Annotated in this window: 18 protein-coding genes; 9 read left to right on the top strand and 9 right to left on the bottom strand. The window is 41.9% G+C overall.

The genetic code is table 11. The features are described 5' to 3' along the window. Nucleotides 1-95 precede the first annotated feature (95 nt). The 6 genes from BMX50_RS04020 to BMX50_RS04000 all read right to left on the bottom strand — a co-directional run bounded on the left by BMX50_RS04020 (nucleotide 96) and on the right by BMX50_RS04000 (nucleotide 4,031). Nucleotides 96-374, bottom strand: a complete 279-nt coding sequence (locus tag BMX50_RS04020; RefSeq protein ID WP_208864636.1) for a hypothetical protein — start codon at nucleotides 372-374, stop codon at nucleotides 96-98. A gap of 475 nt (nucleotides 375-849) precedes the next feature. Further along, nucleotides 850-2,160, bottom strand: a complete 1,311-nt coding sequence (locus tag BMX50_RS04015; RefSeq protein ID WP_091207944.1) for a DUF885 domain-containing protein — start codon at nucleotides 2,158-2,160, stop codon at nucleotides 850-852. Between the two features lie 24 nt (nucleotides 2,161-2,184). Then, nucleotides 2,185-3,189: a hypothetical protein gene (locus BMX50_RS04010; RefSeq protein ID WP_091207941.1), complete on the bottom strand. Its 1,005-nt coding sequence runs from the start codon at nucleotides 3,187-3,189 to the stop codon at nucleotides 2,185-2,187. Between the two features lie 117 nt (nucleotides 3,190-3,306). Continuing rightward, nucleotides 3,307-3,447 carry a hypothetical protein gene (locus tag BMX50_RS34425; protein ID WP_167667799.1) on the bottom strand — a complete coding sequence of 47 codons (141 nt, stop codon included), beginning with the start codon at nucleotides 3,445-3,447 and terminating at the stop codon, nucleotides 3,307-3,309. Between the two features lie 34 nt (nucleotides 3,448-3,481). Further along, nucleotides 3,482-3,727, bottom strand: coding sequence for a winged helix-turn-helix transcriptional regulator (locus BMX50_RS04005; RefSeq protein ID WP_262494029.1), 246 nt, complete (start codon nucleotides 3,725-3,727; stop codon nucleotides 3,482-3,484). 4 nt (nucleotides 3,728-3,731) lie between these two features. Next, the gene (locus tag BMX50_RS04000; RefSeq protein ID WP_091207937.1) at nucleotides 3,732-4,031 is read right to left on the bottom strand and encodes an NAD-dependent epimerase/dehydratase family protein; all 300 of its coding nucleotides are present in this window, start codon (nucleotides 4,029-4,031) and stop codon (nucleotides 3,732-3,734) included. Nucleotides 4,032-4,132: 101 nt separating this feature from the next. Here BMX50_RS04000 and BMX50_RS03995 point away from each other — a divergent pair, with 101 nt between their 5' ends. Further along, nucleotides 4,133-4,477 carry a winged helix-turn-helix transcriptional regulator gene (locus BMX50_RS03995; protein WP_091207934.1) on the top strand — a complete coding sequence of 115 codons (345 nt, stop codon included), beginning with the start codon at nucleotides 4,133-4,135 and terminating at the stop codon, nucleotides 4,475-4,477. Nucleotides 4,478-5,397: 920 nt separating this feature from the next. On the opposite strand, the gene pdxR is transcribed toward BMX50_RS03995, so the two are convergent. Then, nucleotides 5,398-6,867: a MocR-like pyridoxine biosynthesis transcription factor PdxR gene (pdxR, locus tag BMX50_RS03990; RefSeq protein ID WP_167667798.1), complete on the bottom strand. Its 1,470-nt coding sequence runs from the start codon at nucleotides 6,865-6,867 to the stop codon at nucleotides 5,398-5,400. A 67-nt stretch (nucleotides 6,868-6,934) separates the two neighbouring features. Here pdxR and BMX50_RS03985 point away from each other — a divergent pair, with 67 nt between their 5' ends. The 8 genes from BMX50_RS03985 (at nucleotide 6,935) to BMX50_RS03950 (ending at nucleotide 23,138) form a co-directional block, all read left to right on the top strand. After that, a complete protein-coding gene (locus BMX50_RS03985) occupies nucleotides 6,935-7,576 on the top strand; it encodes an FMN-dependent NADH-azoreductase (protein WP_091208613.1) in 642 nt (213 codons plus the stop codon). Nucleotides 7,577-7,578: 2 nt separating this feature from the next. After that, a complete protein-coding gene (locus tag BMX50_RS03980) occupies nucleotides 7,579-8,472 on the top strand; it encodes an EamA family transporter (protein ID WP_091207929.1) in 894 nt (297 codons plus the stop codon). 8 nt (nucleotides 8,473-8,480) lie between these two features. Next, nucleotides 8,481-8,915: a carboxymuconolactone decarboxylase family protein gene (locus BMX50_RS03975; RefSeq protein WP_091207926.1), complete on the top strand. Its 435-nt coding sequence runs from the start codon at nucleotides 8,481-8,483 to the stop codon at nucleotides 8,913-8,915. Nucleotides 8,916-9,891: 976 nt separating this feature from the next. Then, a complete protein-coding gene (locus BMX50_RS03970; protein ID WP_091207923.1) occupies nucleotides 9,892-14,043 on the top strand; it encodes a hybrid sensor histidine kinase/response regulator transcription factor in 4,152 nt (1,383 codons plus the stop codon). A gap of 302 nt (nucleotides 14,044-14,345) precedes the next feature. Beyond that, the gene (locus BMX50_RS03965) at nucleotides 14,346-15,551 is read left to right on the top strand and encodes a glycoside hydrolase family 5 protein (RefSeq protein ID WP_208864635.1); all 1,206 of its coding nucleotides are present in this window, start codon (nucleotides 14,346-14,348) and stop codon (nucleotides 15,549-15,551) included. 99 nt (nucleotides 15,552-15,650) lie between these two features. Further along, nucleotides 15,651-18,518, top strand: a complete 2,868-nt coding sequence (gene galA / locus BMX50_RS03960) for a beta-galactosidase GalA (protein WP_091207920.1) — start codon at nucleotides 15,651-15,653, stop codon at nucleotides 18,516-18,518. Nucleotides 18,519-18,550: 32 nt separating this feature from the next. Further along, nucleotides 18,551-20,707 carry a glycoside hydrolase family 3 C-terminal domain-containing protein gene (locus BMX50_RS03955; protein ID WP_091208608.1) on the top strand — a complete coding sequence of 719 codons (2,157 nt, stop codon included), beginning with the start codon at nucleotides 18,551-18,553 and terminating at the stop codon, nucleotides 20,705-20,707. Between the two features lie 22 nt (nucleotides 20,708-20,729). Then, nucleotides 20,730-23,138, top strand: a complete 2,409-nt coding sequence (locus BMX50_RS03950; protein ID WP_091207917.1) for a glycoside hydrolase family 2 TIM barrel-domain containing protein — start codon at nucleotides 20,730-20,732, stop codon at nucleotides 23,136-23,138. A gap of 111 nt (nucleotides 23,139-23,249) precedes the next feature. Here BMX50_RS03950 and BMX50_RS03945 read toward each other — a convergent pair whose 3' ends face one another. Both BMX50_RS03945 and BMX50_RS03940 read right to left on the bottom strand, forming a co-directional pair. Beyond that, entirely contained in the window at nucleotides 23,250-24,074 is an 825-nt protein-coding gene (locus tag BMX50_RS03945; RefSeq protein ID WP_091207914.1) for an MBL fold metallo-hydrolase, read from the bottom strand. Nucleotides 24,075-24,153: 79 nt separating this feature from the next. Then, entirely contained in the window at nucleotides 24,154-25,014 is an 861-nt protein-coding gene (locus BMX50_RS03940) for a helix-turn-helix domain-containing protein (RefSeq protein WP_091207911.1), read from the bottom strand. Nucleotides 25,015-25,247: the final 233 nt, after the last annotated feature.

The following is a 25,247-nucleotide window of genomic DNA, read 5'->3' as shown; positions in this document are numbered from 1 at the left end:
CTTTTTAAATGCTCTTTAAAGGTGTTTATGTATCGTCTGGTATTTTTTATTTTCTTTAATATCGCAGCAGGAAAAGCCGGATACAAAAATTGGTGTTACCGAGCGCAAATGGAGCAGCCACCCATAACAACGCCATTATTAAAATGGTATTCGTAATACGTCTCATTCGCAGACGCACCGGGCTCACCGCAACTTCCACATTGCCAATAAACAACAAAGTCTTTTGGCTGATATTGGTGTAACAACGGTTGAAATACTTTGTTTAACGGTACTGGTAACCTGATCCATGCCTGTCCATACCAGGTATCAGATTCTTTTTCTGCAATCTGTGTTTGTGCCTGATCAGCATACAGGCTGTCTGCTAACTCCTTCATCAGGCCAGCCCGCTGCAACCTAAGGTTATCGGCTGTTGTCTGTGCCTTTTTTCCATTTTGCCTGTGAACTGATAATCAGGCAGGTGCTAAGATCTGTTTTCTGCAGCTATTTTAAATTTATTGATGCTGTTTTTCCCCGGAGCGCCGTTCCTAAGCTTCTGACGCCTATTTGCCGAAGGCCGCCGGCGTAGTTTGAACGTTGTGGCTTTTTACGGTTTCCTGTAAAAACGGCCTCAGTTTCTAAACTAATTTTGAACCGACAACTAATTAACAAACCTGGTTATGAAAACATATTATGTAAATACCAACGCCCGGGCCTGACTCTCCAAATTACTCGCTAACTCTAATTTGAGTTTGTAGCTGTAAGCCGTTAATCTTAGTTAATTAAACAATTCTAAGTATCAAACAACATCTACAAAGAAATGGCCGGTTCAAAACGCATAGGGCTTTATTTTATGTACTGATAAAAAATGGCCTAGTTACTGGTTTTTAATGCAGCATCTTTAAATACACCCTTTCTGGCGATGGCAAACGGCAATGAAATGTTTGCCAGAACCCACTCATGAAAATCCTTTATATTAAATTTATCTCCTAATTTGACCTGTAATACAGCTTTCCATTGGGCTATTTGTGCAGCACCGTAATTGTAGGTAATGGCCTGAGCCGGCCAGTGCCTTACCCTTTGAATTTCGCGCACGGCAATATCATCCTGATTATTTACATGCTTTTTCCAGAACGCCAGTGCTTGCTGATCCGTCCAACCATAATAATTCACTCCAATATCCATTGGGATTCTTACCGCCCTTACCAGATCCCATTCCCAGTGGCCGAGCTCATCATAAGGCGTTTTGTAAACACCAAGTTCCTTGCCATATCTTTCCACATAGGCGCCCCATCCTTCAGCGGAACCTACGTAAAAAAACAGGTCCTGCACGTTACTATGCGGCTCCTTCTCATTTATGGAAGTTTGATAATGATGCCCCGGTATCGCTTCATGAAGAAAAAGCCATCCGATCTGCCTGCTGTTATAGGGCTTATCTGATAAATTATAATAAAATGTTCCGTCTCTGTAAAAACCACGGGTGTGCACCACCAATTCTTTCGGCCCCTGTTTAATTTTTACTACGGGGATTTGATGGGGGTAAAACAAGACGTTCAACCTGCTGTCTATATTTTCCCGGGTCTGTTCGAAACATTCCTGAATAATCTCCGGATCATTTATCAAAAATTCGGCGCTGTTAATTTTACGGTAAAAAGCAATTGAATCCAGTCCTGTTTGCAGGTGAATAAGGTTTATGTGTGTGTGTGCATCATCTACCTCACTCAATCCAAACTTGAAAATTTCATCCGGAGTAACGGCTGCACCCAGCCACCTCTTTAATAGATAAGCGTACCATGCTTTGCCGTCTGGAATTGCAGCTATATTATTGTCTGGCACAGTCGCCGGAGAATAGGTTAACCATTTTTTTTCCAATTCCAGCCTTTCCAGGTTCATGGTAGTTTCGAACTTTATTTGAAGATAGTCCTGTTGCTGAGCGGCCGAAAGTGTAGTCAGTTTATATTGACGCAATTGATTTTTGATACTATTAAAAAATGCAATTTCTTTTTTGATGGTATCCTTTGGTTCTATCCCGTGCAGATCATCGATATAGCCATTTGCTAATCCTGGTATAGGAAGAGCATGGTAACTATTAACAAAACAATGAGTAAATGTGTCGAAACTTGATTGCGGTTTCGGATTAAACAAGGAAAAAGCGGTAAAAATTAAGGCGGCCTGAATTTTCATGGAATAATAAAGATATATAAGTGCTTAATTGGTTTTGTTTAAACTGGCTATATAAGCCCTGATCAGTTCCACACCTTCCGTATGAATGATCGTAGACCCTGCTTTTGGCATAGAGCGGTTACCAGTTTTTCTCAAAATGCTTTTTTGGTCCCTTAGGATACTGGTCTGATGTAAGGGGAGTGAATAGGATAGGTAAAGCCTTGTTTCTTTTGCCCGTCCGGTCGGATTATGACAATGAGCACAGTTTATTTCCATATAGGCCCTTGCTTGGTCCTCAACGGAATAATCCGTGTTGAATGCCTGTGGAAGGGAAGCCGATTTATGGACATCAAAATGATTGAGTATCCCGATTTTCTGAAATGCTTCCAGCTGATTTTCTGTTTTGCCCTCTGCGGGCACATCAAAATTCATGTTCCGTACTTTCGGCCCTATGGGAAAGATAGTGCCGTTCGAATTATGGCAGGTAACACAGTTTTTTTTGCTGGGTATCTGGTAGGGTATGGAACGCATTGCCCCGCTTTTATCGGTATATGTCACCAATTTACTGCCGCCGGAAGGGAACAGTTGCGCGTCACTTTGCCCATCTGTCCATTTGTAATCGGCGGTGTTCCATTTCCCTTTACTTTTTACCAGTAAGCGGGTTTCTACAATATGTAGTCGCGAAAAGTTGTCGCGTTTGTCAAAGGGGTAATAAAATGTTTTTACTATCATAGACCCTTCCGGAAAATCAAGTAAGCCGTCATTGATCCTGCTCATTTTTGTGCCGGGAGGCAGCCAGATGAGCCGTTGCTTTTCAGCATAGTCGGTAAAAAGTGTGGTGGCGAGCGTATAGCTGTAAAATCCAGCGGATGGGATAAGGTTATTCATTTTACCCTTAAAAATATGATAGTCGGAAAGATTGGGTTTGAAGATATAATCATCCTTATCCCCTGTCAGTCCTGCGTTTTCAACAGTTGCGCTTGTGGATGCGATGATCACCACGAATGCGGAAAGCAGGGAAATCACTATAGTTCTTTTTGGAAATTTCATTTTACTCCTTATTAATCCCAGCCTTCTTACTGCTCATTTGCCAGCTGAAAAGATAAACAAGGCTGAAAAGTTTCCTTTTAATTCATTTCTGATTGTCACCCTGCTAACGCAGAGGCTTCATTTTGTTATGTTTTCAATAACACCCCAGATAGCCTGACCAATAGGTAAGTTCCTGCCGCTTGACTGGTCGATGGAAGACATTTCGTCGAATCCGTTCCAGGCTTTAAGACAAACCCTGCAATTCATATTCTTTGACATTTCCCAAAATCCTCACTTGGTTACTTTATTATTTTTACCATTCTATGAATAGCTGCATCACATCGTTTAGCGACATGCCCTTTTTGGTAAGTGTGTATTCCACCTTTGGCGGTACTTCGGCGTATACCTTCCGATTGATGATGCCGTCAGCTTCCACTTCTTTTAAATGCCTGGATAAAACCTTTAGTGCTATACCTTGAATTCCTTTATAAAGCTCACCAAATCTCCTCGAACCTGACAATGACATCCAGATAATAATGGGTTTCCACTTGCCACTTATGAAGCTAAGAGCTCTTACATTTATCCCGGTACGTCATACCCCAGTTTACAAAAGCGGTTATCAGACTATCAAAATCAGCATCCTTCATACTTGTTAAAGGCCCGAATCGCGCGTCCCCGGCAGCACAAATTAAGGCGTCAAATTTTCCGACCTGTTTGTAGAAATTTTCTATCGACTCGATTGACGATATATCAACCTGCACATCAGCGCTTTTTGAACCTGCCTTAATTACTTCATGATCCTGTAATGCGGCGGTTACGTATTTCCCGATGGTACCTGTGGCACCTATTACTACTATTTTCATATTCGTTTTTTTTGACAAAATTGAGCCAATACTTTACCTTTGTCAAGTAATGGAACAAATGTCAAGTATTGACATATTAGACACCAATACTCGTTATCAGTATGTTAGCAGAAAAAATAATTGAAAAAAAAGCAGAGCCGGATTGTGATTGCTCTATAATAGGGTCAATCAATATCATCAGCGGGAAATGGAAACCGGTTATTATCTGGACGTTATTATCAGGCCCCAGGCGGTTTGGGGAGCTTTATAAAGCTATTGATGGTATAGCACTAAAGGTATTATCCAGGCATTTAAAGGAACTGGAAGCTGATGGTATTATCAACCGGAAGGTATATGCTGAAGTCCCGCCAAAGGTGGAGTATACCCTCACTGAAAAAGGTATGTCGCTCAATGATGTGATGCAGTTATTAGCAGAATGGGGCAAGAAGAATATAGTGGCCGAATAGAATTTGAATTAGCCAGATCATTGCCGGGAAACTGAGTTCAAGTCTGCCAACTATTGAGGAGATAGAAAATGAATTAAAAAAATGATGTCAATTACACCACATTTGACCTTGCTTTCCGTGCGATCTTTGCAGTTTTAATCGACAATGACATGTTGGAATATAGAATAAATATACCGACGCGATCGTTAGAAAATCTTCGTTGAAGGTAGCTGGTTTTGTGGTTCGATAGTCCGACTGGAAATTCCGGACTCGTTGACCAGTGCGTTCCGGAGAAGAGTTCAGGGCGTTCCGATACACTTTGATCATGCTATCCGCCTGAATTAGATACTTTAATATTCATTAACACAACCCGTTGCTCAAATGAGCACGGAAGATCATGGTCAAGTATGCCGGAATATCCACTACGAAGCCCGGCTCGAACTAACCTGAAATGGTCATTCAAAATATTGAGAATTTGGCAGAATGCAAGGACACGGTTCGAGTCAAATATTGTTGAGCCCCAACAAGGCTAATGTCGAACCGCTTGATGACCGATTTGAGAATTTTCTCGGCTATTTAGCTATCGGTTCGAGCCCAGTTTCGGGATACTACAGGTCGAGCGGGAGCAGGACTAATATCGAATCGGGTGATAGAGTCAATTCGCTTTTTTTCAATAATTTAAGAAAACTAAGCGGTTCGAGATTTAGAAAAAAAATTATGTACCAGATACTTTAAAGCGAAACATTCAAAAGCAAAAAGCCTTGAGTTTAAAAACTCAAGGCTTTCTTTGTAGGCTCGAAGATAGAAATTTCGGAGCATTTTTTAGAGGACATCGAGCTTCTAGGCCTTTTAATAGCATAAAGTCTGATAGGTGGCGGGAGGATTATCCAAACAAAAACGATTGGGATAAAGACAGCATTCTTAAATTTCAACATATGAGGCTACAGTACTCTTTTCAGAATATCAAGTGCTCTACCCATCTCATCTTCCCGCAGTGATGCAAAGCCGAGACGTTGAGCATTCGGCGAAAAGTTCTCATTGTGATAATAGGTGCCATTGCCTATGTATAGCCCTTTTCGGGCCGCTTCTTCTGCCACCTTCTTCAGCTCAACCTTCGCATCAAAGTTTGCCCAGATACCTAAACCACCCTCAGGAACTTTGAATTCAATCATATTATTAAAATCAGCTTTAAGTATTTCACAAAAGCTATTCCTTCGTTGCCGGTAGATCTTTAATGATCGCCGGAAATGCCTGTCCATTTCGCCCTCGTTATAAAGCGTGGCCAAAGCCTCTTCCAATAAAGTATCACCCTGTTTGTCTATCAGCTGCCTCAATGAAGCAGCAGCTTTTATAAATGCAGGCGGACCGCTCATAAAGCCGATGCGCAATGCCGGTGCAAAGGTTTTTGATATGGATCCAATGTAGATCACCTGATGGTGATGGTCTATACTGGCCAGTGGCAGGAAAGGTTTATTATCATAATGAAAGTCAAAATCATAATCGTCCTCAATAATCGCAAAGCGATATTCTTTGGCCAGATTCAATAGTTTTAGCCTACGCTCCATACTTAATGTTACCGTTGTCGGGAAGTGATGATGCGGAATTATATAAACCGCTTTTATCTTTTTCCGCTGCAAGGCTTTTTCCAGTTCATCAATATTCATTCCCTCCTCGTCAACAGGAATCCGCAGCAATTTGGCACCGCTGTTTCTGAAAGTATCATCGGCCGAACCGTAATTGGAAACACCCACCGCTATTTGATCATCAGGATTGAGCAACAACCTGGATGCTAAATAAATGCCCATCTGACTGCCTTTAGTGATCATGAGCTGTTCTGTTGAGATCACCAGCCCTCGGCTGTGTGCCAGATATCGTTGAATCGCTGATCGCAGTTCTTCGGAGCCCATTGCGGTACTGTATTTCAGGAAACCTTTGCCGTAGAACTTCCGGGAGAGGCTGCGGTATTCGCGCATCAGCAAGTCTACAGGTGCAAGGCGTACATCAGGAAAGCCGTCATCAATAGCCAATGTAAGATGCTGTAACTGCTCATTGGGGAATATGTGGCCCAGATTATTATTCCAGGAGAACGCGTTTTTTTCATCCTGATCTGTGGCCGGCCTCGCTATCGGTGCTTTTGAACCCATCGGTAATTTGGAAAGCACAAAAATCCCTTTACGTTCAATAGATTCTGCCCATCCCTGGCTGATGAGCTCATCGTAGGCCAGCTTAACCGTATTGCGGTTAATGCCGATCAGTCCGGCCAGCACCCGAGAGCCGGGCAATAGATCGTTGGGCTGCAATGTGCCATTGGTGATCAGCGAAATAAAGCTGTTGCATACCTGTATGTGCAGAGATAGCCGAGCATTCCGGTCGACCACGATCAATGATTTATAAGGTAACGTCTGGGCCATTGTTTTTCTAAAATCTGGTCTGTAAATATAGTCCAGATTCGCGATAATTTTGTCTAAAATAACAACGATGAAAAAAGTATTGATCATAAACGCAAGCGCGCGTACGCTTGAATCGAAATCCAGGGAACTGACTTCCGTATTTGTTGACCACTGGAAAACCATACGCGAAAACACAAAGATCATTTACCGGGAGTTGGGCAACGTCCATGTATCACATATCAGTGAAGCATGGATCGCCGCCACTTTAAAACCTGCTGCAAATCGTTCTGAAGCAGAAAATAATATCCTTGCGGAAAGCAGTACTTATGTTGCAGAATTAAAAGCGGCGGACATTATTGTGCTGGGTACACCGATGTACAACTGGTCTATCCCCAGTGCATTGAAAGCTTATATAGACCAGGTGTTCAGGGTAAACGAAACCTTCAGCGTTAATCCGGCCAACCCGGAAAACCCTTATGTAGGACTGCTTGAAAATAAGACCTTGTTTTTATTATTAGCCAGGGGCGGCCAGGGATATGAACGGGGTGAAGCCAATGCACACCTGAACTTCCAGAGCACCTACCTGAAAACGGTATTTAATATCATGGGTATTCATAACATCCATACCATAGCAATTGATGGCGCCTCGCTTGACAAACAAAAATTCAAACAAACGATAGCGGCAGCTCATCAAAAAGTGATGGAAATGATTGAACAGGAAGCCGTTTGATCATGAAAAGCGAGTCGCTGAAGGGAAGTCTTTTCGTAGCGCTGGGCGCTTGTTGCTACGGTATGCTGGGCAGCTTTGTAAAAATGGCCTACCGGGATGGTTTCACTACGGCTGAGGTGGTGCTATCGCAGTTTGGTCTTGGTTTGAGCGGTCTTTTTGTACTAACGCTTTTTTCAAAACAGCAGGCTACACAGGAACAGCGACAACCCAGCTCTAAAAGTAAGATCAGACTGATCATTGCCGGCACCTCATTAGGGCTGACTAGTTTTTTCTATTACATGGCTGTGAAACTCGTTCCGGTGAGCGTTGCGATCGTGCTGCTGATGCAAACGGTTTGGATGAGCGTTGTTCTGGAGATGTTGGTACGTAGGCAGCTATCTGATGGGCGAAAAATAATAGCTGTTTTATTGGTATTATGCGGAACTATCCTCGCCACGCAATTGCTGAAGCAGTCCGGGACTATCAGTTGGGTCGGATTGGGATGGGGTTTATTATCGGCGTTAAGCTATACCGCTACCATGTATTCCTCCAACCATGTAGGGCTGCAAAGCCCGCCTTTAACCAGAAGTTTTTATATGATCCTGGGCGGGTTTATCATTATTGTCCTGATTTTTCATGCCTCCATCAATACCAGTTTTTCCTGGCGGATATTGTTGAGCTGGGGCATCCTGATTTCGTTGTTCGGCACCATTTTGCCGCCCTTGTTATTTACCCGGGGAATGCCTTTAACGGGCATGGGGTTAGGCGCTATCATTGCCACTCTTGAAATACCGGTGGCGGTGGTTACCGCATATTGGCTCCTGCATGAAACAACTGTCTTATCTCAATGGGTAGGGATTGTATTGATCCTTGCCGCCGTCGTACTAATGAATTTAAAAACTTTAATACATAAATAACAAATAAAATGAGCACAAGAATTAAAATTGACCAGGTAGAACCTGCGGGATACAAAGCAATCCTGGGATTAGAAAAATTTATAGAAAGCACACCGCTGACGAGAACCCACAAAGACCTGATAAAGATCCGGGCATCCCAAATAAATGGCTGTGCATTTTGCATCGATATGCACACGAAAGAAGCTCGTAGGGCTGGAGAAACCGAGCAACGCATTTACGCACTGAACGCCTGGCGCGATGCACCGTTCTTTACGGAGGAAGAACGCGCTATCTTGGCCTTGACTGAAGAAGTGACGTTGATCAGCAACCATGTAAGTGATGAAACTTACGCTAAAGCAGCGGAGGTTCTGACAGACACTTACTTGGCGCAGGTGATTTTAAGCATAATCACTATTAATGCCTGGAACCGCATAGGGATTACCACGCTATTAATTCCAGCTTGAGTTTAGTCTTTGGGACTGATGATAACCTGTGATCGAAAGATTACAGGTTATCCAATTAGTCGACTTCGTTTATATCTCTATAAACAAAATGATGTATGACACCTAAAAATAACACTGTTACTCCCCAAAAGGCTATTGAAATACTTAAAAGGAATGGGACGATAGTTACCATCGAAGAGGCCGAATTAGTCTTAGCTTTCATGAAGAAAATAGCTAAATTAAGTATAGATCAGTATATGAAAATTTAGTTTTTAGGGCAAGACTTAGTTTTTAGTGCGAAAATCAGAAGACTATAAATGAAAAACGTTCGCAAGAGTTTAGCAACTTGCGAACGTTTGTACAGTGTGCGATACAAATTTCGGAACATTTTTTAGAAGACATCGAGCTTCTTTGCCGTTTAATCGCATAAAATGTGATAGGCAACGGGAAGTTTATCCAAACATTTTCATGTTTAGAAGCTAAAATAGCTTTTCTTCTAACAGGGCTTTCCAAACAATCAATGCTTTATTGTGTCGGAACAATCATGAACAATACGGTTAAATTGTACTGGATTAGTGTCCAATTATTCTTGTCGGCCTTTGGCCCGTATCTGTCCGAACAAACCATCTATCCGCTTTATATTCCGTTATAGTTCATAAATTGATTTCTCGAATCTGAACTTTACACTTTCAATAATCTCACGATTTATTTTATTAAGGTCATTAGATGAGGCTGATTTAAACACAAGCCTATTATGCTGGAATGTAGTATATGAACACTTTAAATATAGCAAAGTCGGTTTTTTACAAAAGAAAGTCCATTTTAATCAAATTTTTAAATTGGGGTTACCGTAGGTTTGAATCAACCAATATAAAGAAGGAATACCTAAAAACTTTGCATTAATACTTTGCATCAATGGACATTGCTTTGTATATTAAAGATTGATATTTACCGAACATTGCATTCTATTGATTAATTTTATGAATACCCCTAAGCTATGAGATATAAATTATCGCTAAGCGTGTTTATATTACTGTTGTTGCTTCATGTTGCCTTTGCGCAAAATGGCAAATACCAATTTTCGCAATTAAACAGAAGCAATGGTTTGTCTAATAATCAGGTTAACTCCGTTTTTAAAGATTCTGAAGGCTTTATGTGGTTCGGCACGGCAGCTGGCCTCAACCGTTATGATGGCTATACTTTTAAAGTATTCAAACATGATGTTTATAATAAAAAGTCCCTCAATGATGATTTTATAACCGGTATTTTTGAAGGGCCAGGTAAAAAATTATGGGTATCAACGCGAAGGGGGTATTGTTTTTATGACCTCGAAACTGAGGAGTTTAATAGCGATATATCGCGAATGACCGGTTCTTTAAAGCTTCCGGCATATCCTTTCGTATCTAAGATAATCCGCAATGGCAAAGGCGAGTTTTGGTTTATTTGCCCCGATTCCGGCATTTATCGGTATAATGAGTTAAGCAAAACAACCAGGCGTTACTACCACCATCGTTCTGGTGCTTCATTACATTCAAATCTTGTTGCTGATGTTACGAGGGATGCAACTGGTAACGTATGGTTAGCATACCGCGACGGTGTGGTTGAGAGATTGGACATCAAACAAAATAGAATCGCTTATCGCACGGATATTTTTAGTAAAGTTGCCAGTAATAGGGATGGGAATTATTCAATTACCGTAGACCGGGATAATGATCTATGGTTTTATTCTTCCAATTTTAATTCGGGAGCATATTATTATAGTCCTTCCTCGGGAGCATTCAGGCATATTACTGACGAATCGGCCGGCGCGAAGTTGAAATCCAATATCGTTAGCAATATTATCCAGGCCGATGATGGCCTGATATGGATAGGTACGGATCATGGCGGTATAAACGTATTAGATAAAAAAAACTTCACCATAAGCTATTTACTTAACCGGGAAGATGATGCCAAATCGCTAAGTCAAAACAGCGCAACCCTTTATAAAGATGATTCCGGGATTATATGGGCTAATACATTTAAAGAAGGGGTGAGTTATTATCATAAAAATATCATCCGGTTTCCACTCTACAGGCATTTTGCCTCGGATCGCGAAAGTTTAAGTTTTGAAGATGTTAACAAGTTTGTTGAAGATAAAAATGGCAATCTCTGGATTGGTACAAACGGCGGCGGGCTGATTTACTTTAATCGCAAAACCGGCAGTTTTAAGCAATATAAATATGAGCAGGGAAATCCAAACAGCCTTAGCAATGATATCATTGTTAGTTTATGTATTGACCATGATCAGAAATTATGGATAGGAACCTATTTCGGCGGGCTGGATTGTTTTGACGGGAAAAAATTTATTCATTATAAACATGATGATAAGGTAGCCGGCAGCATTGCTGATAACCGGGTATGGAGTATTCTTGAAGATTCGTCCAACAGGTTATGGATAGGGACATTTGCCGGCGGGCTTCAAATATTTGACAGGGAGAAAAAGATATTTTCCGCTCCTTTTAAGCAAACTGATATCAGATCGCCTTACATAGCCTCACTTTTTGAGGACAGGAAGGGTAACATGTGGGTAGGAGGATACTTTGGTGTTGATGTAATATTGAAAAATAGGGGCGGGTTCGTCCATTATAGCGCTGATAACAAGGGCTCAAACAGTTTGATCAGCAACAGCATAAATTGCATTACACAAGATAGCCGCAGCCTCATCTGGATAGCAACGCGCGAAGGGGTGAGCATTGTTAACCCTCAAACCGCATTTATCAGGTCGTTAACAGCACAAAACGGGTTGCCCGACAATACCGTAATGGATGTCCTGGAGGATAACCGGGGGGCAATCTGGTTAAGTACGGCTAATGGATTGAGCAGGATAACCTTTATCCAAAAGCAAGCACCTTATGCTTTCCGGTTTGAAAATTTTGATGAAACGGATGGTCTGCAAGGTAAGGAGTTTAACACACGCGCCGCCCTTAAAACCAGTAAGGGCGAATTGATATTTGGAGGCGGGCATGGTTTTAACATTTTCGACCCTTTAACCATACATGCTAATATATATAAGCCGCGATTGGTTTTTACCGATTTTTTGCTGTTTAACAAAAGTATTGCGGCTAATGAGGAGGTTGATGGGCGCGTTGTGTTGTCAAAAGCTATTTCGGCAACCCGTGAGTTGACATTGACCCACAGTGAAAATGTATTTACCATTGAATTTGCCGCATTGAACTTTTTTAACCCGAATAAGGTAAAGCATCAGTATATGATGGAAGGTTTTGATAAAGACTGGCTTGATGCGGATAATGCTATACGAAAAGCTACATACACCAATCTCGATGGTGGCGACTATATTTTTAAGGTGCGCGCAATTAGCCAGGAGGGAAAATTGGAGCCTGATTATATAAAATTAAAAATTAAGGTATTGCCCCCGTTCTGGAAATCGACAATAGCTTATTTTATTTATGTATTGGCCTTATTTGGAATACTGTTTTTCATGCGCCGGCGCGGAATTCAAAAAATAAGAAAGCAGTTTGAAGTTGAAAAGGAGAAGCGGGAGGCCAAATTATTAATTGAGCAAGAGCGCCAGGAGGCCCGTCGTATGCACGAACTTGATATGATGAAAATCAAGTTCTTTACCAATGTTAGCCATGAATTCCGAACCCCCTTGTCATTGATCATGGCTCCGGTTGATAAGATTTTAAAGCATACTGAAACCGAGGAGCAAAGGCATCAGCTGCAATTGATAAACCGTAACGCCAAACGTTTATTAAACATGGTAAACCAGTTGCTTGACTTCAGAAAAATGGAAGTACAGGAACTCAGGCTGCATGCACGGAACGGGGATATTATCAGTTTTATTAAGGAAATGGTCTATTCCTTCTCCGATGTTGCTGAGAAAAAACACATCAGGCTGGTATTCGATTCGGAAATCCAAAGCCTGGTGATCAACTTTGATCACGATAAAATAGAGAGGATCCTTTTTAACCTGCTTTCCAATGCATTTAAGTTTACGCCCGACGATGGGCATGTTAGTGTTTTATTGGCAATAAATGAAAAAGCATCTGAAAAAGCATTGCTGGAAATAAAGGTTATCGATACAGGCATTGGGATCCCCTTAGATAAGCAGGACAAGATTTTTGAACGCTTTTTTCAGAACGAAATTCCCGGCTCGATGGTTAACCAGGGGAGTGGTATCGGTTTATCAATAACAAAGGAATTTGTAAAGCTGCATGATGGCAAAATATCAGTGGAGAGCGAAGCCGGAAGGGGTAGCTGCTTTATCATATTGATTCCTGTTGACTTAACGGCTGACGAACAAACTTCTGCTAATAAAACCAATTTGCCGGTGCCGGAGATGACTGATAACCAGGCGTGGCTACAAGCAGGAAGCGGTAACATTACTAAGAAGCTTACTGTTTTACTGGTTGAAGATAACGAAGATTTTCGTTTTTATTTAAAAGACAATTTAAGCGATACTTTTAATATCATCGAGGCCGCTAATGGCAAAGAGGGTTGGCAAAAGAGCCTGGCCCTGCACCCCAACCTGGTAGTCAGCGATATCAGCATGCCTGAGATGAACGGCATCGATCTATGCCGGAAAATACGTAACGATAAGCGAACATCGCATATACCTGTTGTATTACTCACCGCTGTTACAGGCGAGGAGCAACAACTGCAAGGGCTTGAGACTGGTGCCAACGACTACCTTACCAAGCCTTTCAATTTCGAGATCCTGATGTCTAAATTGAAGAACATACTGGCTATGCAGGAAGACATGCGCAAAACTTATCAAAAGCAGCTTGATGTTAAGCCAACAGAAGTAGAAACCGAATCATTTGATGAGGCGTTTATCAAAAAGGCAGTACAATTGATTGAAAAAAATATTGACAATGCCGATTTTTCGGTGGAAGAGCTAAGTAGTGAGTTATTTGTAAGCCGGGTTACTTTATACAAAAGAGCATTGGCTTTAACAGGTAAGTCGCCGGTAGATCTTATAAGGTCAATCCGCTTGAAGCGTGCTGCTCAATTACTTGAAAGCTCACAATTAACCATATCACAGATCTCATACAAGGTTGGCTTTAAAAGTCAGAAGTATTTTGTACGATGCTTTAAGGCCGAATTTAATTGCCTTCCGTCTGCATATGTCAGCAATAAAAATAAATAGCGTTTTAGTACGCCTTGTAACCGTTTTCATAATCTATTCCACTTTGAATTTTGGGGGGCTTTTTGTTAAATTTTTTATAACATCTGTTTAAAATCTGACTGTTTTAAGGCAGGTGATTTAGTTTAAAGTGTTGTAAATAAGTGTAGTATGGTGTCTTAACATTTGTGTCCCTATTTATGAACAATCGATTGCACGGCGGTTTTTAGTTTAGCAGGATCAACCAGTTCTCATTTTATTGCTACATGCAATTAAAGCCAGCATTGGTTATAGCCAATTTTTAAACAAAACCTGCTTAATTAACTATGATGTTAAAACGTATACTGTGGTGTACTTCTGCTTTTTTTTCGATCGCTTTACCGTTCAAAGCCGCTTCTTGTGATATTCCTCAAAAAGCAATAAGGGATACAACCGTTGTCAGAACAATTTATCCATCATATAATATATCGCCGAAAGCTCCCGATATAACGGGGATGAGTAATACTGCGGTGCAACAGGCAGCTCACATCAAATTAGGCTGGAACATAGGCAATACGATGGAAGCACCCGGTAGCGAAACCGGCTGGGGTAACCCTTTAATCACAGAGGATTATATCAAATTGATTAAGCGGAGCGGTTTTAATGCTGTTCGCATCCCCTGTGCCTGGAACCAATATTCAGATAAAAAAAGCGCCAAAATACAGGATGCATGGTTAAACCGCGTAAAACAAGTAGTACAATATTGTGTAAAAAACGATATGTATGTGTTGCTCAATATTCATTGGGATGGCGGTTGGCTTGAAAATAATTGTACAACTGCTAAAAAAGATTCGGTTAATGCCAGGCAAAAGGCGTTTTGGGAACAAATAGCCACAACAATGCGTGATTTTGATGAACATTTGATGTTTGCCAGCGCTAATGAACCCAGCACCAATGATGCCACCCAAATGGCGGTATTGCTTTCATATCATCAAGCTTTTGTTAATGCAGTGAGGTCAACAGGTGGCCGAAATGCTTACAGAATATTGATTGTCCAGGGCCCCTGCACAGATATCGCCAAAACAAACAAGCTGATGGGCTCCCTGCCAAAGGACGGGGTAGCAGACCGGTTGATGGTGGAAGTACATTATTATTCTCCCTTTAATTTCTGCCTGATGGAGAAAGATCAATCATGGGGACACATGTTTTATTATTGGGGAAGCGGGCATCACTCATTATCGGATACCTCAAGAAATCCAACCTTTGGAGAAGAGTCTGAAGTTAAGAGCGCATTTCAGCTTATGAAAGCCAAATTTGTTGATAAGGGCATTCCTGTTATTATAGGAGAATATGGAGCCTACAGACGAAATACTCCCCAAGATTTAGTGGTTCACAATGATGCAGTAGATTATTGGATAAAATTTACTACCCGGCAGGCTATTGCAAACGGACTTAAGCCATTTTTCTGGGATATAGGTGTTGCTATAGACCGACGAAATAATAAGATACTTGATCAGCGTACCATTAATGCCCTTGTAGCCGGTGCCAATTGAAAACTTGTTCAAGGATAATAAACCCGCTGCTTATTACTTGTTTGCGCTTTCACCATTGATGTTCATATTGATAACCTCATCCAAATCCATACTTACAAAATGAAACCCATCCGTTTATTGTGTTTTTTAATTTTAGCTTTCGTTGTTACAGAGAAAACTGCTGCCCAATCTCCCGAAACATCAGCTTCAAAACGCCAGCATCTATCCATGGATAATGATTGGCGGTTTGCTTTAGGCCATGCTTATGATCCCTCAAAAGATTTCTACAACGGCACGGGTGGCTTTTCTTATTTGGCTAAAACAGGTTACGGGGACGGTGCCGCATCAGCAGAATTTGATGACAGGGGCTGGCGCAAAATTAATCTTCCGCATGACTGGGCCGTTGAACAACCCTTTAGTCCTAAAGGCAGTTTTAGTCACGGATCAAAAGCAATCGGTCGCAACTTTCCTGAAGCCAGTGTGGGCTGGTACCGCAAAAGTTTTGTTATTCCGGTTGCTGATCTTGGTAAACGGATATCTATTGCATTTGATGGCGTTTTTCGCAATAGCATAGTTTGGGTAAATGGCCATTATCTGGGCACCGAACCCAGCGGGTACAACAGCTTTGAATATAATATTTCTGAATACTTAAACTATGGTGGCAATAATATCATTGCTGTACGGGCCGATGTAACCATGGAAGAAGGCTGGTTTTATGAAGGTGCAGGTATCTATCGCCATGTTTGGCTTAATAAAACAGACCAACTGCATATCGTTTCTGAAGGAACATTTGTTACAACCCAGGTAAAAAACAACATTGTGGATGTTACGGTAACATCCGCAATCATCAACGACGATAAACAATCAAGGAATTTTAATGTAACCCAAACCATTATCGATGATAATGGAAAAGTCCTCGCATCAAAAACAACTACCGGGCTTACTTTGCAGCCTTTTGCATCGCAGGATATCAAAAATATTTTACCCGTTGATAACCCCAGGCTCTGGAGTATAGAAACTCCAAACCTGTACAAGCTGGTGACTACTGTTGAAGAAGGCGGAGCAGCTACAGATAGCTATAGAACAACCTTTGGGGTCCGTAGCATCAGGTTTGACGCCAATGATGGCTTTTTTCTGAATGGAAAGCATGTTAAAATTAAAGGTACCAATAATCACCAGGATCATGCAGGTGTAGGGGTTGCTATCCCTGATGCTTTACAGGAATTCAGGATCTGTACTTTAAAAGAAATGGGCTGTAATGCTTATCGCTGTTCGCATAATCCGCCAACGCCCGAACTGCTGGACGCGTGTGATAGGTTGGGGATGCTGGTTATTGATGAAAACCGATTAATGGGTGTGGCATCAACCCAACTAAATGACCTGAAGAGGATGATCCGGCGCGACCGTAACCACCCCAGCATTATCAGCTGGTCGATAGGGAACGAGGAGTGGGGTATTGAAGGCAATATTACCGGGGCGCGAATAGCTGCCACGATGCAGGCCTTTGCCAAGTCGATTGATTCAACACGCTACATCACTGCAGCGATAAGCGGGGGGATTGGCTCCGGAATATCAACTGTGATAGATTTATTGGGATATAATTATGTTGCTACTAAAAATACTGATGAGCAGCATAAAAAGTACCCTAACCAATTTAGCTGGGGTACCGAAGAAGGATCAGCGGTTGCTTCAAGGGGAATTTATGAGGACGATATGGAGAAGCATCAGCTTGTAGCGTATGACAGAAAGCAAAATGATTTTTTCTACAGCCTGGAACAGGGCTGGAAATACTACGCTGCGCGTCCGTACCTGGCAGGAATGTTCATTTGGACAGGTTTTGATTACAGGGGCGAACCCACACCTTTTGGTTGGCCTTCTGTCGGTTCATATTTTGGGATGCTTGACGCCTGTGGTTTCCCCAAAGACGATTACTATTATTTAAAGTCATGGTGGACTGATCAAACCGTTGTGCACCTGTTGCCACATTGGAACTGGCGTGGTAAAGAAGGCCGGGAAATACGGGTGTGTGCTTATAGTAATTGCGACGAGGTTGAGCTTTTTCTGAATAAAAAGAGCCTTGGTAAAAAGACTATGGATTTAAACGGGCACCTGGAATGGCAGGTGAAATATGAGCCGGGAACGCTTGAAGCGATAGGTTATAAAAAAGGTGTAAAAGCAGGTAGTGGTGTTGTTAAAACTACCCTGGAGCCGGTCGGCATTAATTTACAGGCTAACAGGGATGTCATCAAAGCCGATAGCAAGGATATCGCTTTAATTGCGGTACAAGCTACCGATAAAAATAAGCTGAGGGTGCCAACGGCCGATAATGAGGTAGGCTTTTCAATTGAAGGCCCCGGTAAAATTATAGGTGTTGGTAACGGAGATCCTACCTCGCTGGAGCCTGATCAATATTTAGAACGGGTCAACCTTGTTCAGATAGGCGATTTTAAAGAGAAGTTCGTAGATGATTTAAATGTAAAAGCAGAGGTTGCAGCCGACTATGATGACAGTAGCTGGCAAAATGCTTTTAAAGATACCCGGGACGACGAATTTGGCCGAAAGGTGAAAGCGATAGTTTACAGGGCAGGTTTCACTATGCCTTCCGACGGAGCTGCCGCTACCGCTACATTTTTTAATAAAAATATAGGCAAGGCACAAAGCATTTATATCAACGGTAAAGAGATAGGCCATGAAATCAAAGAGAATGCAGGGAAGACTGAATTTAAACTTGAAGCCGCACTACTGCACCCTGGTAACAACACCATCGCTATAGTGGCCACACCGTTGCTTAAAGGTAATATCTGGGCAGGCGTTAATACCGATCCCGGTCTGATTCAGCTGGTTTACCCCGCGGCTTCATATAAACGAAAACTGTTTAGCGGGTACGCCCAGGTTATCGTGCAATCAACAGGGCAACCCGGAACAATCGTTTTAAAGGCAACCTCACCGGGATTAAAGCAATCGGCTATTGAGATAATAGCTAAATAATGTTAAAAAGTAACTCTAAAGAAATAATATTTATGAAATATACAATTGCCTGTATTATAGCATTTTTTTTGTTCGGTGAAGTTTCGGCACAAAGTAAAAGTGAGGCAGCCCTCAAAGCTAAGATCAATAGTATCATCAGTAAAATGACACTTGAGGAGAAGATAGCAATGCTGCATGGAAATGCCTTGTTTTCTTCAGCAGGAGTACCCCGTTTGGGCATTCCTGAACTCACATGCGATGACGGGCCTTTAGGCGTGCGTGAAGAAATAAAACGTTTTGACTGGGCTTCGGCTAACTGGACAACTGACTCCGCTACTTTTTTGCCCAATGGTTCGGCAATAGCGGCTACCTGGAACCCCTTAATGGCTAATAAGTATGGGGTAGTGATCGGGGAGGAAGCGAACGCACGTAAAAAGATTATAATGCTTGCACCTGCCTTTAATATTTGCAGGATGCCCCTTTGCGGTCGAACGTATGAGTATTACTCTGAAGATCCGTATCTAAACAGTCAATTGGCTATTCAATCCGTAAAAGGGATTCAAAGCCAGCATGTAGCAGCCTGTATAAAGCATTTTGCCGCTAATAACCAGGAGCTTAACCGTGACAGCGTAAATGCCTTAGTTGACGAAAGAGCTTTATGCGAAATTTATTTCCCGGCGTTTAAAGCTGCCATACAGCAGGGTAATGCTTACACTATTATGTCGGCCTATAATAAGTTAAATGGTTACTGGTGTTCAGAGAATGATTTTTTGTTAAACAAGATATTAAAAAATGAATGGGGCTTTAAAGGTGTGGTCATGTCTGACTGGGCCGGGACGCATCATACCGTTGCTGCTGCGAACAATGGCCTTGATATTGAAATGGGATCAAGCGGACCGTATGATCAGTGGTATTTTGCCAAACCCTTGTTGGAAGCTGTTAAAGCAGGCCAGGTTTCTGTAAAAACCATTGACGATAAAGTGAGCAGGATTTTATGGTTAATGTATCATACCTCCATGAGTGCCAATCATCCTAAAGGATCTATAGCCACGCCTGAACACGCCAAAGCCGCGTACGAAATTGCATCGGAATCTATCGTTCTGCTAAAAAACGATAGCCATTTATTGCCTTTAAAAACAAGCGCAATCAAAAGCATTGCTGTTATAGGCGATAATGCCATACGCACATTTGCTTTGGGAGGCTACGGCGCGGGTGTAAAGGCTAAATATGAGGTTACCGCGTTAGCGGGTATAAAATCAAGATTCTGCAAAACCACCAACATTGGTTTTGCGCAGGGTTACAGGGCAAATTACATGGCAAGTAAAACTGACGAACAAAACCGTGGCTACGACAAACCTGATCAGAACCTGATTGATGAGGCCGTAGCGCTTGCAAAGACGAGCGATGTCGCCATTTTGTGTGTAGGCTCAAACCGTGAATATGAGAGTGAGGGCCATGACCGCAAAACCCTGGAGCTTCCTTTTGGAGAGCAGGCACTGGTTGATGCGGTGAGCGCCGTTAACCCTAACACTATTATTGTTATTATGGCCGGCGCACCGTATGATCTGGGTGAAATAAAAAAAACAAATCACACCATTGTTTGGTCATGGTTTAACGGATCGGAAGCGGGTAATGCGCTGGCCGATGTATTAAAGGGAGTTATCAATCCTTCGGGCAAGCTGCCGTTTACCTTCCCGGTTTCGTTAAATGATTCACCTGCATTTAACCTTGATACCTATCCCGGTAAGGGCCTTACGGCTGATTATAAAGAAGGTATATTGGTTGGATATCGCTGGTATGATACCAAAAAAATTGAACCGCAATTCCCTTTTGGATATGGTCTTTCCTATACCGATTTTTCTATCAGTAAACTTTCCACAGATAAATCAAGCTATAAAAAGGATGAAACAATCCATGCGAGGTTTATTATCAAAAATACAGGTGACAAATCAGGTGCCGAAGTTGTACAATTGTATGTAAATGCCCCGGTTTGCTCGGTATTACGCCCTGAAAAAGAGCTTAAAGCTTTTGAAAAGATATTTTTAAAACCCGGTGAATCAAAGAATGTAGAAATGCAGGTGAAAGTTGCCGGCCTTGCGTTTTATGATGAATCAAAAAAGGGATGGAATGTGGAAGCCGGCGACTATATTCTTGAGTTAGGTAATTCATCCCGCAATATTATTCATACAACAAAAATTGTAGTTAAATAACCTTGTTAAACATTTCATTTTTATGAAAGCAATAATCATAGCCATCCTGTTCTTGACCGGCGGTATGGTAAGTTTCGCGCAAACGCCGGGTGGTATTGAACGAAAACAACTGTTTGATTACAATTGGAAATTTAAGCTGGGCGATGATTCGCTGGCTAAATTGAAAAATTTTAGCGATACAGACTGGCGTAGTCTCGATTTGCCACATGATTGGAGCATTGAAGGAAAGGTAAACCCTAAAAACCCAACAGGCGGTGCAGGAGGTTATTTTCCGGCGGGCATTGCCTGGTACAGAAAAACGTTCAAGGTTCCCGGTGAATGGAAGGGAAAAAGCGTTTCCATTTATTTTGAAGGCGTCTACATGAATTCAGAGGTGTTTATCAATGGGAAATCACTCGGGATCCGCCCTTATGGTTATTCTTCATTTAGGTATGATCTGTCACCTTACCTGGATTTTAGCAAACAAAACGTGATAGCTGTTCGTGTAGATAATTTACAACAAATAAACAGCAGGTGGTACAGTGGCTCGGGGATTTATCGCCATGTATGGATGAATATTGCCAATCCTTTACATGTAGCCGATTGGGGAGTTGCGGTTACCACGCCTGAGGTATCTTCAAAACAAGCCTCTGTACAGGTTAAGGTTACGATAAAAAACGAAACAGCCTCTTCTCAAAGCGTTGCTGTAAATATCCGGTTACTATCCGGACGTTTTAAAGATGAGGGGAGTAGCGTGATAAAGTTAACATTACCGGCTCAAAGCGAAAAGGAAATAACACAAACTATAAAAGTATCAAAGCCCCTGCTGTGGGAACCGGAAAACCCCAATTTATACCAGGCGCAGATCCAGGTGTTGAAAGGTGATGAGCTCGCAGATGAAACGAAAACCACATTCGGCATTCGTTCCTTAAAGTTTACAGCTGAGCGTAGCTTCCAGCTCAACGGTAAAACTGTAAAGATAAGCGGTGGGTGTGCACATCATGATAATGGCTGCCTGGGAGCCGCGGCTTTTGACCGGGCCGAAGAGCGTAAGGTGGAGTTGTTAAAAGCTGCCGGGTTTAACGCCGTAAGAACATCTCATAATCCCCCTTCCGAAGCTTTTTTAGACGCTTGTGACAGGTTGGGTTTATTAGTTATTGATGAGGCCTTTGATGGTTGGAGAATCGGTAAAAACAAGCACGATTATTCGGTGTATTTTGATAAGTGGTCGAAGCTTGATCTGCAAACAATGGTGCTGCGCGACCGTAACCATCCATCAATTTTTATGTGGAGTATTGGTAACGAGGTTGTTGAGCGAAATAAGCCAGAGGCTGTTGTGACTGCTAAAATGCTTGCCGGCACTGTTAAAAGTATCGACAGCACAAGACCTGTAACATCGGCAATTGTAAAATGGGGCAACGACTGGGAATCGTTGGACTCCCTTATGGCCGTTCATGATGTTTGCGGTTATAATTATCAACTGCAAGGCGCCCCTGCCGATCATAAAAGGATTCCTTCCCGCGTTATTTTTCAGACAGAATCATATCCTCGCGATGCTTTCGCCAACTGGAAGCTGGTACAAAACAATAATTATATCATCGGTGATTTTGTATGGACAGCGATAGATTATTTAGGCGAATCTGGAATTGGCCGCTGGTATTATTCGGGCGATGTGCCCGGAGAACATTGGGAAAATGATTTTTTCCCCTGGCATGGTGCTTATTGCGGTGATATCGATTTAACGGGATGGAGGAAGCCTATATCACATTACAGGAGCCTGCTGTACAATAATAAAGATAAGTTATATATGGCTGTTCGCGAACCCCGACCGGAGCCATTGGAAATCAAAGAAACTTGGTGGTCGGTGTGGCCTACCTGGGAAAGCTGGACCTGGCCAGGTTTTGAGGGGAAGAATATTGACGTAGAGGTTTATTCAAAATATCCCAAAGTGAGGCTGTACCTCAATGGCAAACTTCTCGGCGAAAAGTCTACAACAGAAGATCAGGAATATAAAGCTACTTTTTCAGTGCCTTATGTTTCCGGAAACCTAAAGGCAGTCGCCGTTGAAAATGATAAGGAAACAGAATCCGCTGTTTTGCAAACTTCCGGCCAGGCTGCAAAGATCAAATTAATTGCCGATCGCAAAGAAATACTGGCTAACGGGCAGGATCTGTCCTATGTAAGAATTGAGGTAACCGATAAGGACAGCGTAATTCAGCCGAATGCTGCAAACCGATTGAATTTTAAGATTGAAGGGCAAGGTACAATAGCCGGGGTTGACAATGCCGATGTAAAAGATTTTGACGCGTATACAGGTAACTCACGTAAAGCATGGCACGGGCAGGCGATGGTTGTTATCAGGAGCACCCACAATGCGGGTGATATTAAACTTACAGTTAGTTCGGCAGATCTCTCTGAAGCAACTTTGGCTATTAGAGCAATTGAGAAATAGCGCCTGTGGAGAGTTGTAATGCTGTCTGTGATATGATTTAACTTAAAAGGCCTTCGCTGAATGCGAGGGCCTTTTAAGTGCTATTAATAAGGTGCACGCGATAGTATTTAATTAATGTTTTTGGCTGCCAAATAGGATCGGGCTATAAATATCTATCAGCTTTGCCGCGGCGTAAGAAGGATATGCCGCTAACAAGGCTTGCTTGTATTCTTCTGCATCATTTGTTTTAGAACGTATTTCAATGCACTTATCAAGATAGATCAGTGCGTTGTCGATAGCTGACTTGTCTGCGGGTTTTCCGTGACCGGGCAGGATGATATCATATGCTTCATCTTCTCTAAGTTGTATCAACTCAGTCTTCCAGCCGTCAACGGGGCCGGTAATAAAAGCATGGGCATCGTGGTAAAGGATATCCTGGGCAATTACAATACCTAAGTCAGGAAGTTTAATAACCAATGTGCTGGGTGATTCGGTATTCAAAACACGTTCAAAGATAAATTTGATCTCGCCAATCATTTCTTCACCTGGCTCAACGGTTTCTGTGGGAAGCGCAAGCTTGCTGGCAATCAGCTGACCCATCTGTTGTTGCTTTTCCTGCAACTCCTTTGGGGCGTGTTTTAATAGTGATTCAATAATTTCCGGCAGCGCATAAACTTTTACGTCTGCGAAAGCGTCGCCCATGCCCAGATAGTGGTCGGGATGGTCATGCGTTATATAAAAACGGGTTATAGGCTTTTGAAGACTGTCGGCCAGTGCACGAAATTCCTGGCCATATTGAGCGAAAAATTGTCCATCCACCAGAATTAATTCTTCTGGCAGTTCGATAATATGCGTTGCATTGGCAAACATTGGCGCCGGAGATACCAGTGTGTGAACTCTTACATTTCCATTATCCTTTACAAGGTAACTGGTTGCTTTTGGGAGTTGATTTGTCATCGTTTTATTTAGTTAAATATTACGATGCAAAGCTATCGCTGTGAAAACCGGTAATACTATCAGTATGCTTTAGTTGTTATCAATTTGCATACTCCTGCCGATAACTGGTCGGGGATTGCTTTGTTAATGATTTAAAAAAACGAACAAAGTTAGATGGCGCGGAAAAGTTATGTTCATAACTGATTTCCGAAATGGTTTTGCCGGTGGTTAATAAATCGCCTTTGCAGGATTTCAGCAATTCATCATGGATTATTGCCAGCGCATTTTTTCCAAAGGTTTCCTGGCATAAATGATTAAGGCGGTTTCGGTTAATGCCAAGCAAATCTGCATATTGTTTAACTGTTTGCACCATCCGGATATTCTGTCTCAATAACTCTCTGAATTTTAAAATTTCAATGTTTCGATAAAGGTTGCCCTTTAATTGGTAATGATCTGTATAGCTTCTATTAACCAGGATAAGCAGTTGATAAAGATATGCCCTCAATAAGTGATAACTATCAGTGGCAAGCAGATCAATTTCATTTTTGATGTTTTTCGATAACTCAAGCAATATATTTGTTTCTTCTTCTTTTAAGGGTAAAGTGGCTGAAGCATCATAGTTGCCAAAGTAATAAAGCCGGTTCAGGAAATAATTATCTTTAAGAAAAGCCTCCATAAACTCCCCTTCAAATATTACAACCATACCTTCGGGAGAACCTTGCAGGTGCCATTGCCGCGGTTGGGCAGGAGGTAAGAGTAAAGCTACTGGTCCGACAAGTTCCAGTTTGATATCTTCCAATAAAATGTGCCCGGCTACTTCTTTAAAGAAAAACATCTCATAAAAGGAAGTTGCGTGAAGCTCCTGCAATGATAAGCTTCGATGGGCTATTTCGGCCACATTAAAGCAATCAATGAGCAATTCTTTACCATATTTATTTTTAAAAAAGTCAAACCGGATCACATCTGTAAATTAAAAGAAGCTTTGTTAATTTAACAAACGTTGTTCAAGATGAGAAAAGTGATTAAACCGGTCGGAGACGCCGTAAATCAGATCTGTTAGCCGCAAAAAAAATGCCGGGACCTCCTGTTAAGGCCCCTGGCATTTACTTATAATCAACTAACTCTTGCTTGTTTAATTTTAACTACCTGATATTGATATTATCAATAGTTATTTTAAATACCTCAACCAAACCC

Origin of the sequence: Mucilaginibacter gossypiicola, from assembly GCF_900110105.1 — a bacterium.
Classification (GTDB): domain Bacteria; phylum Bacteroidota; class Bacteroidia; order Sphingobacteriales; family Sphingobacteriaceae; genus Mucilaginibacter; species Mucilaginibacter gossypiicola.
Note: the sequence above shows the minus strand (reverse complement) of the source record. Positions and strands in the feature narration are given on the sequence as shown.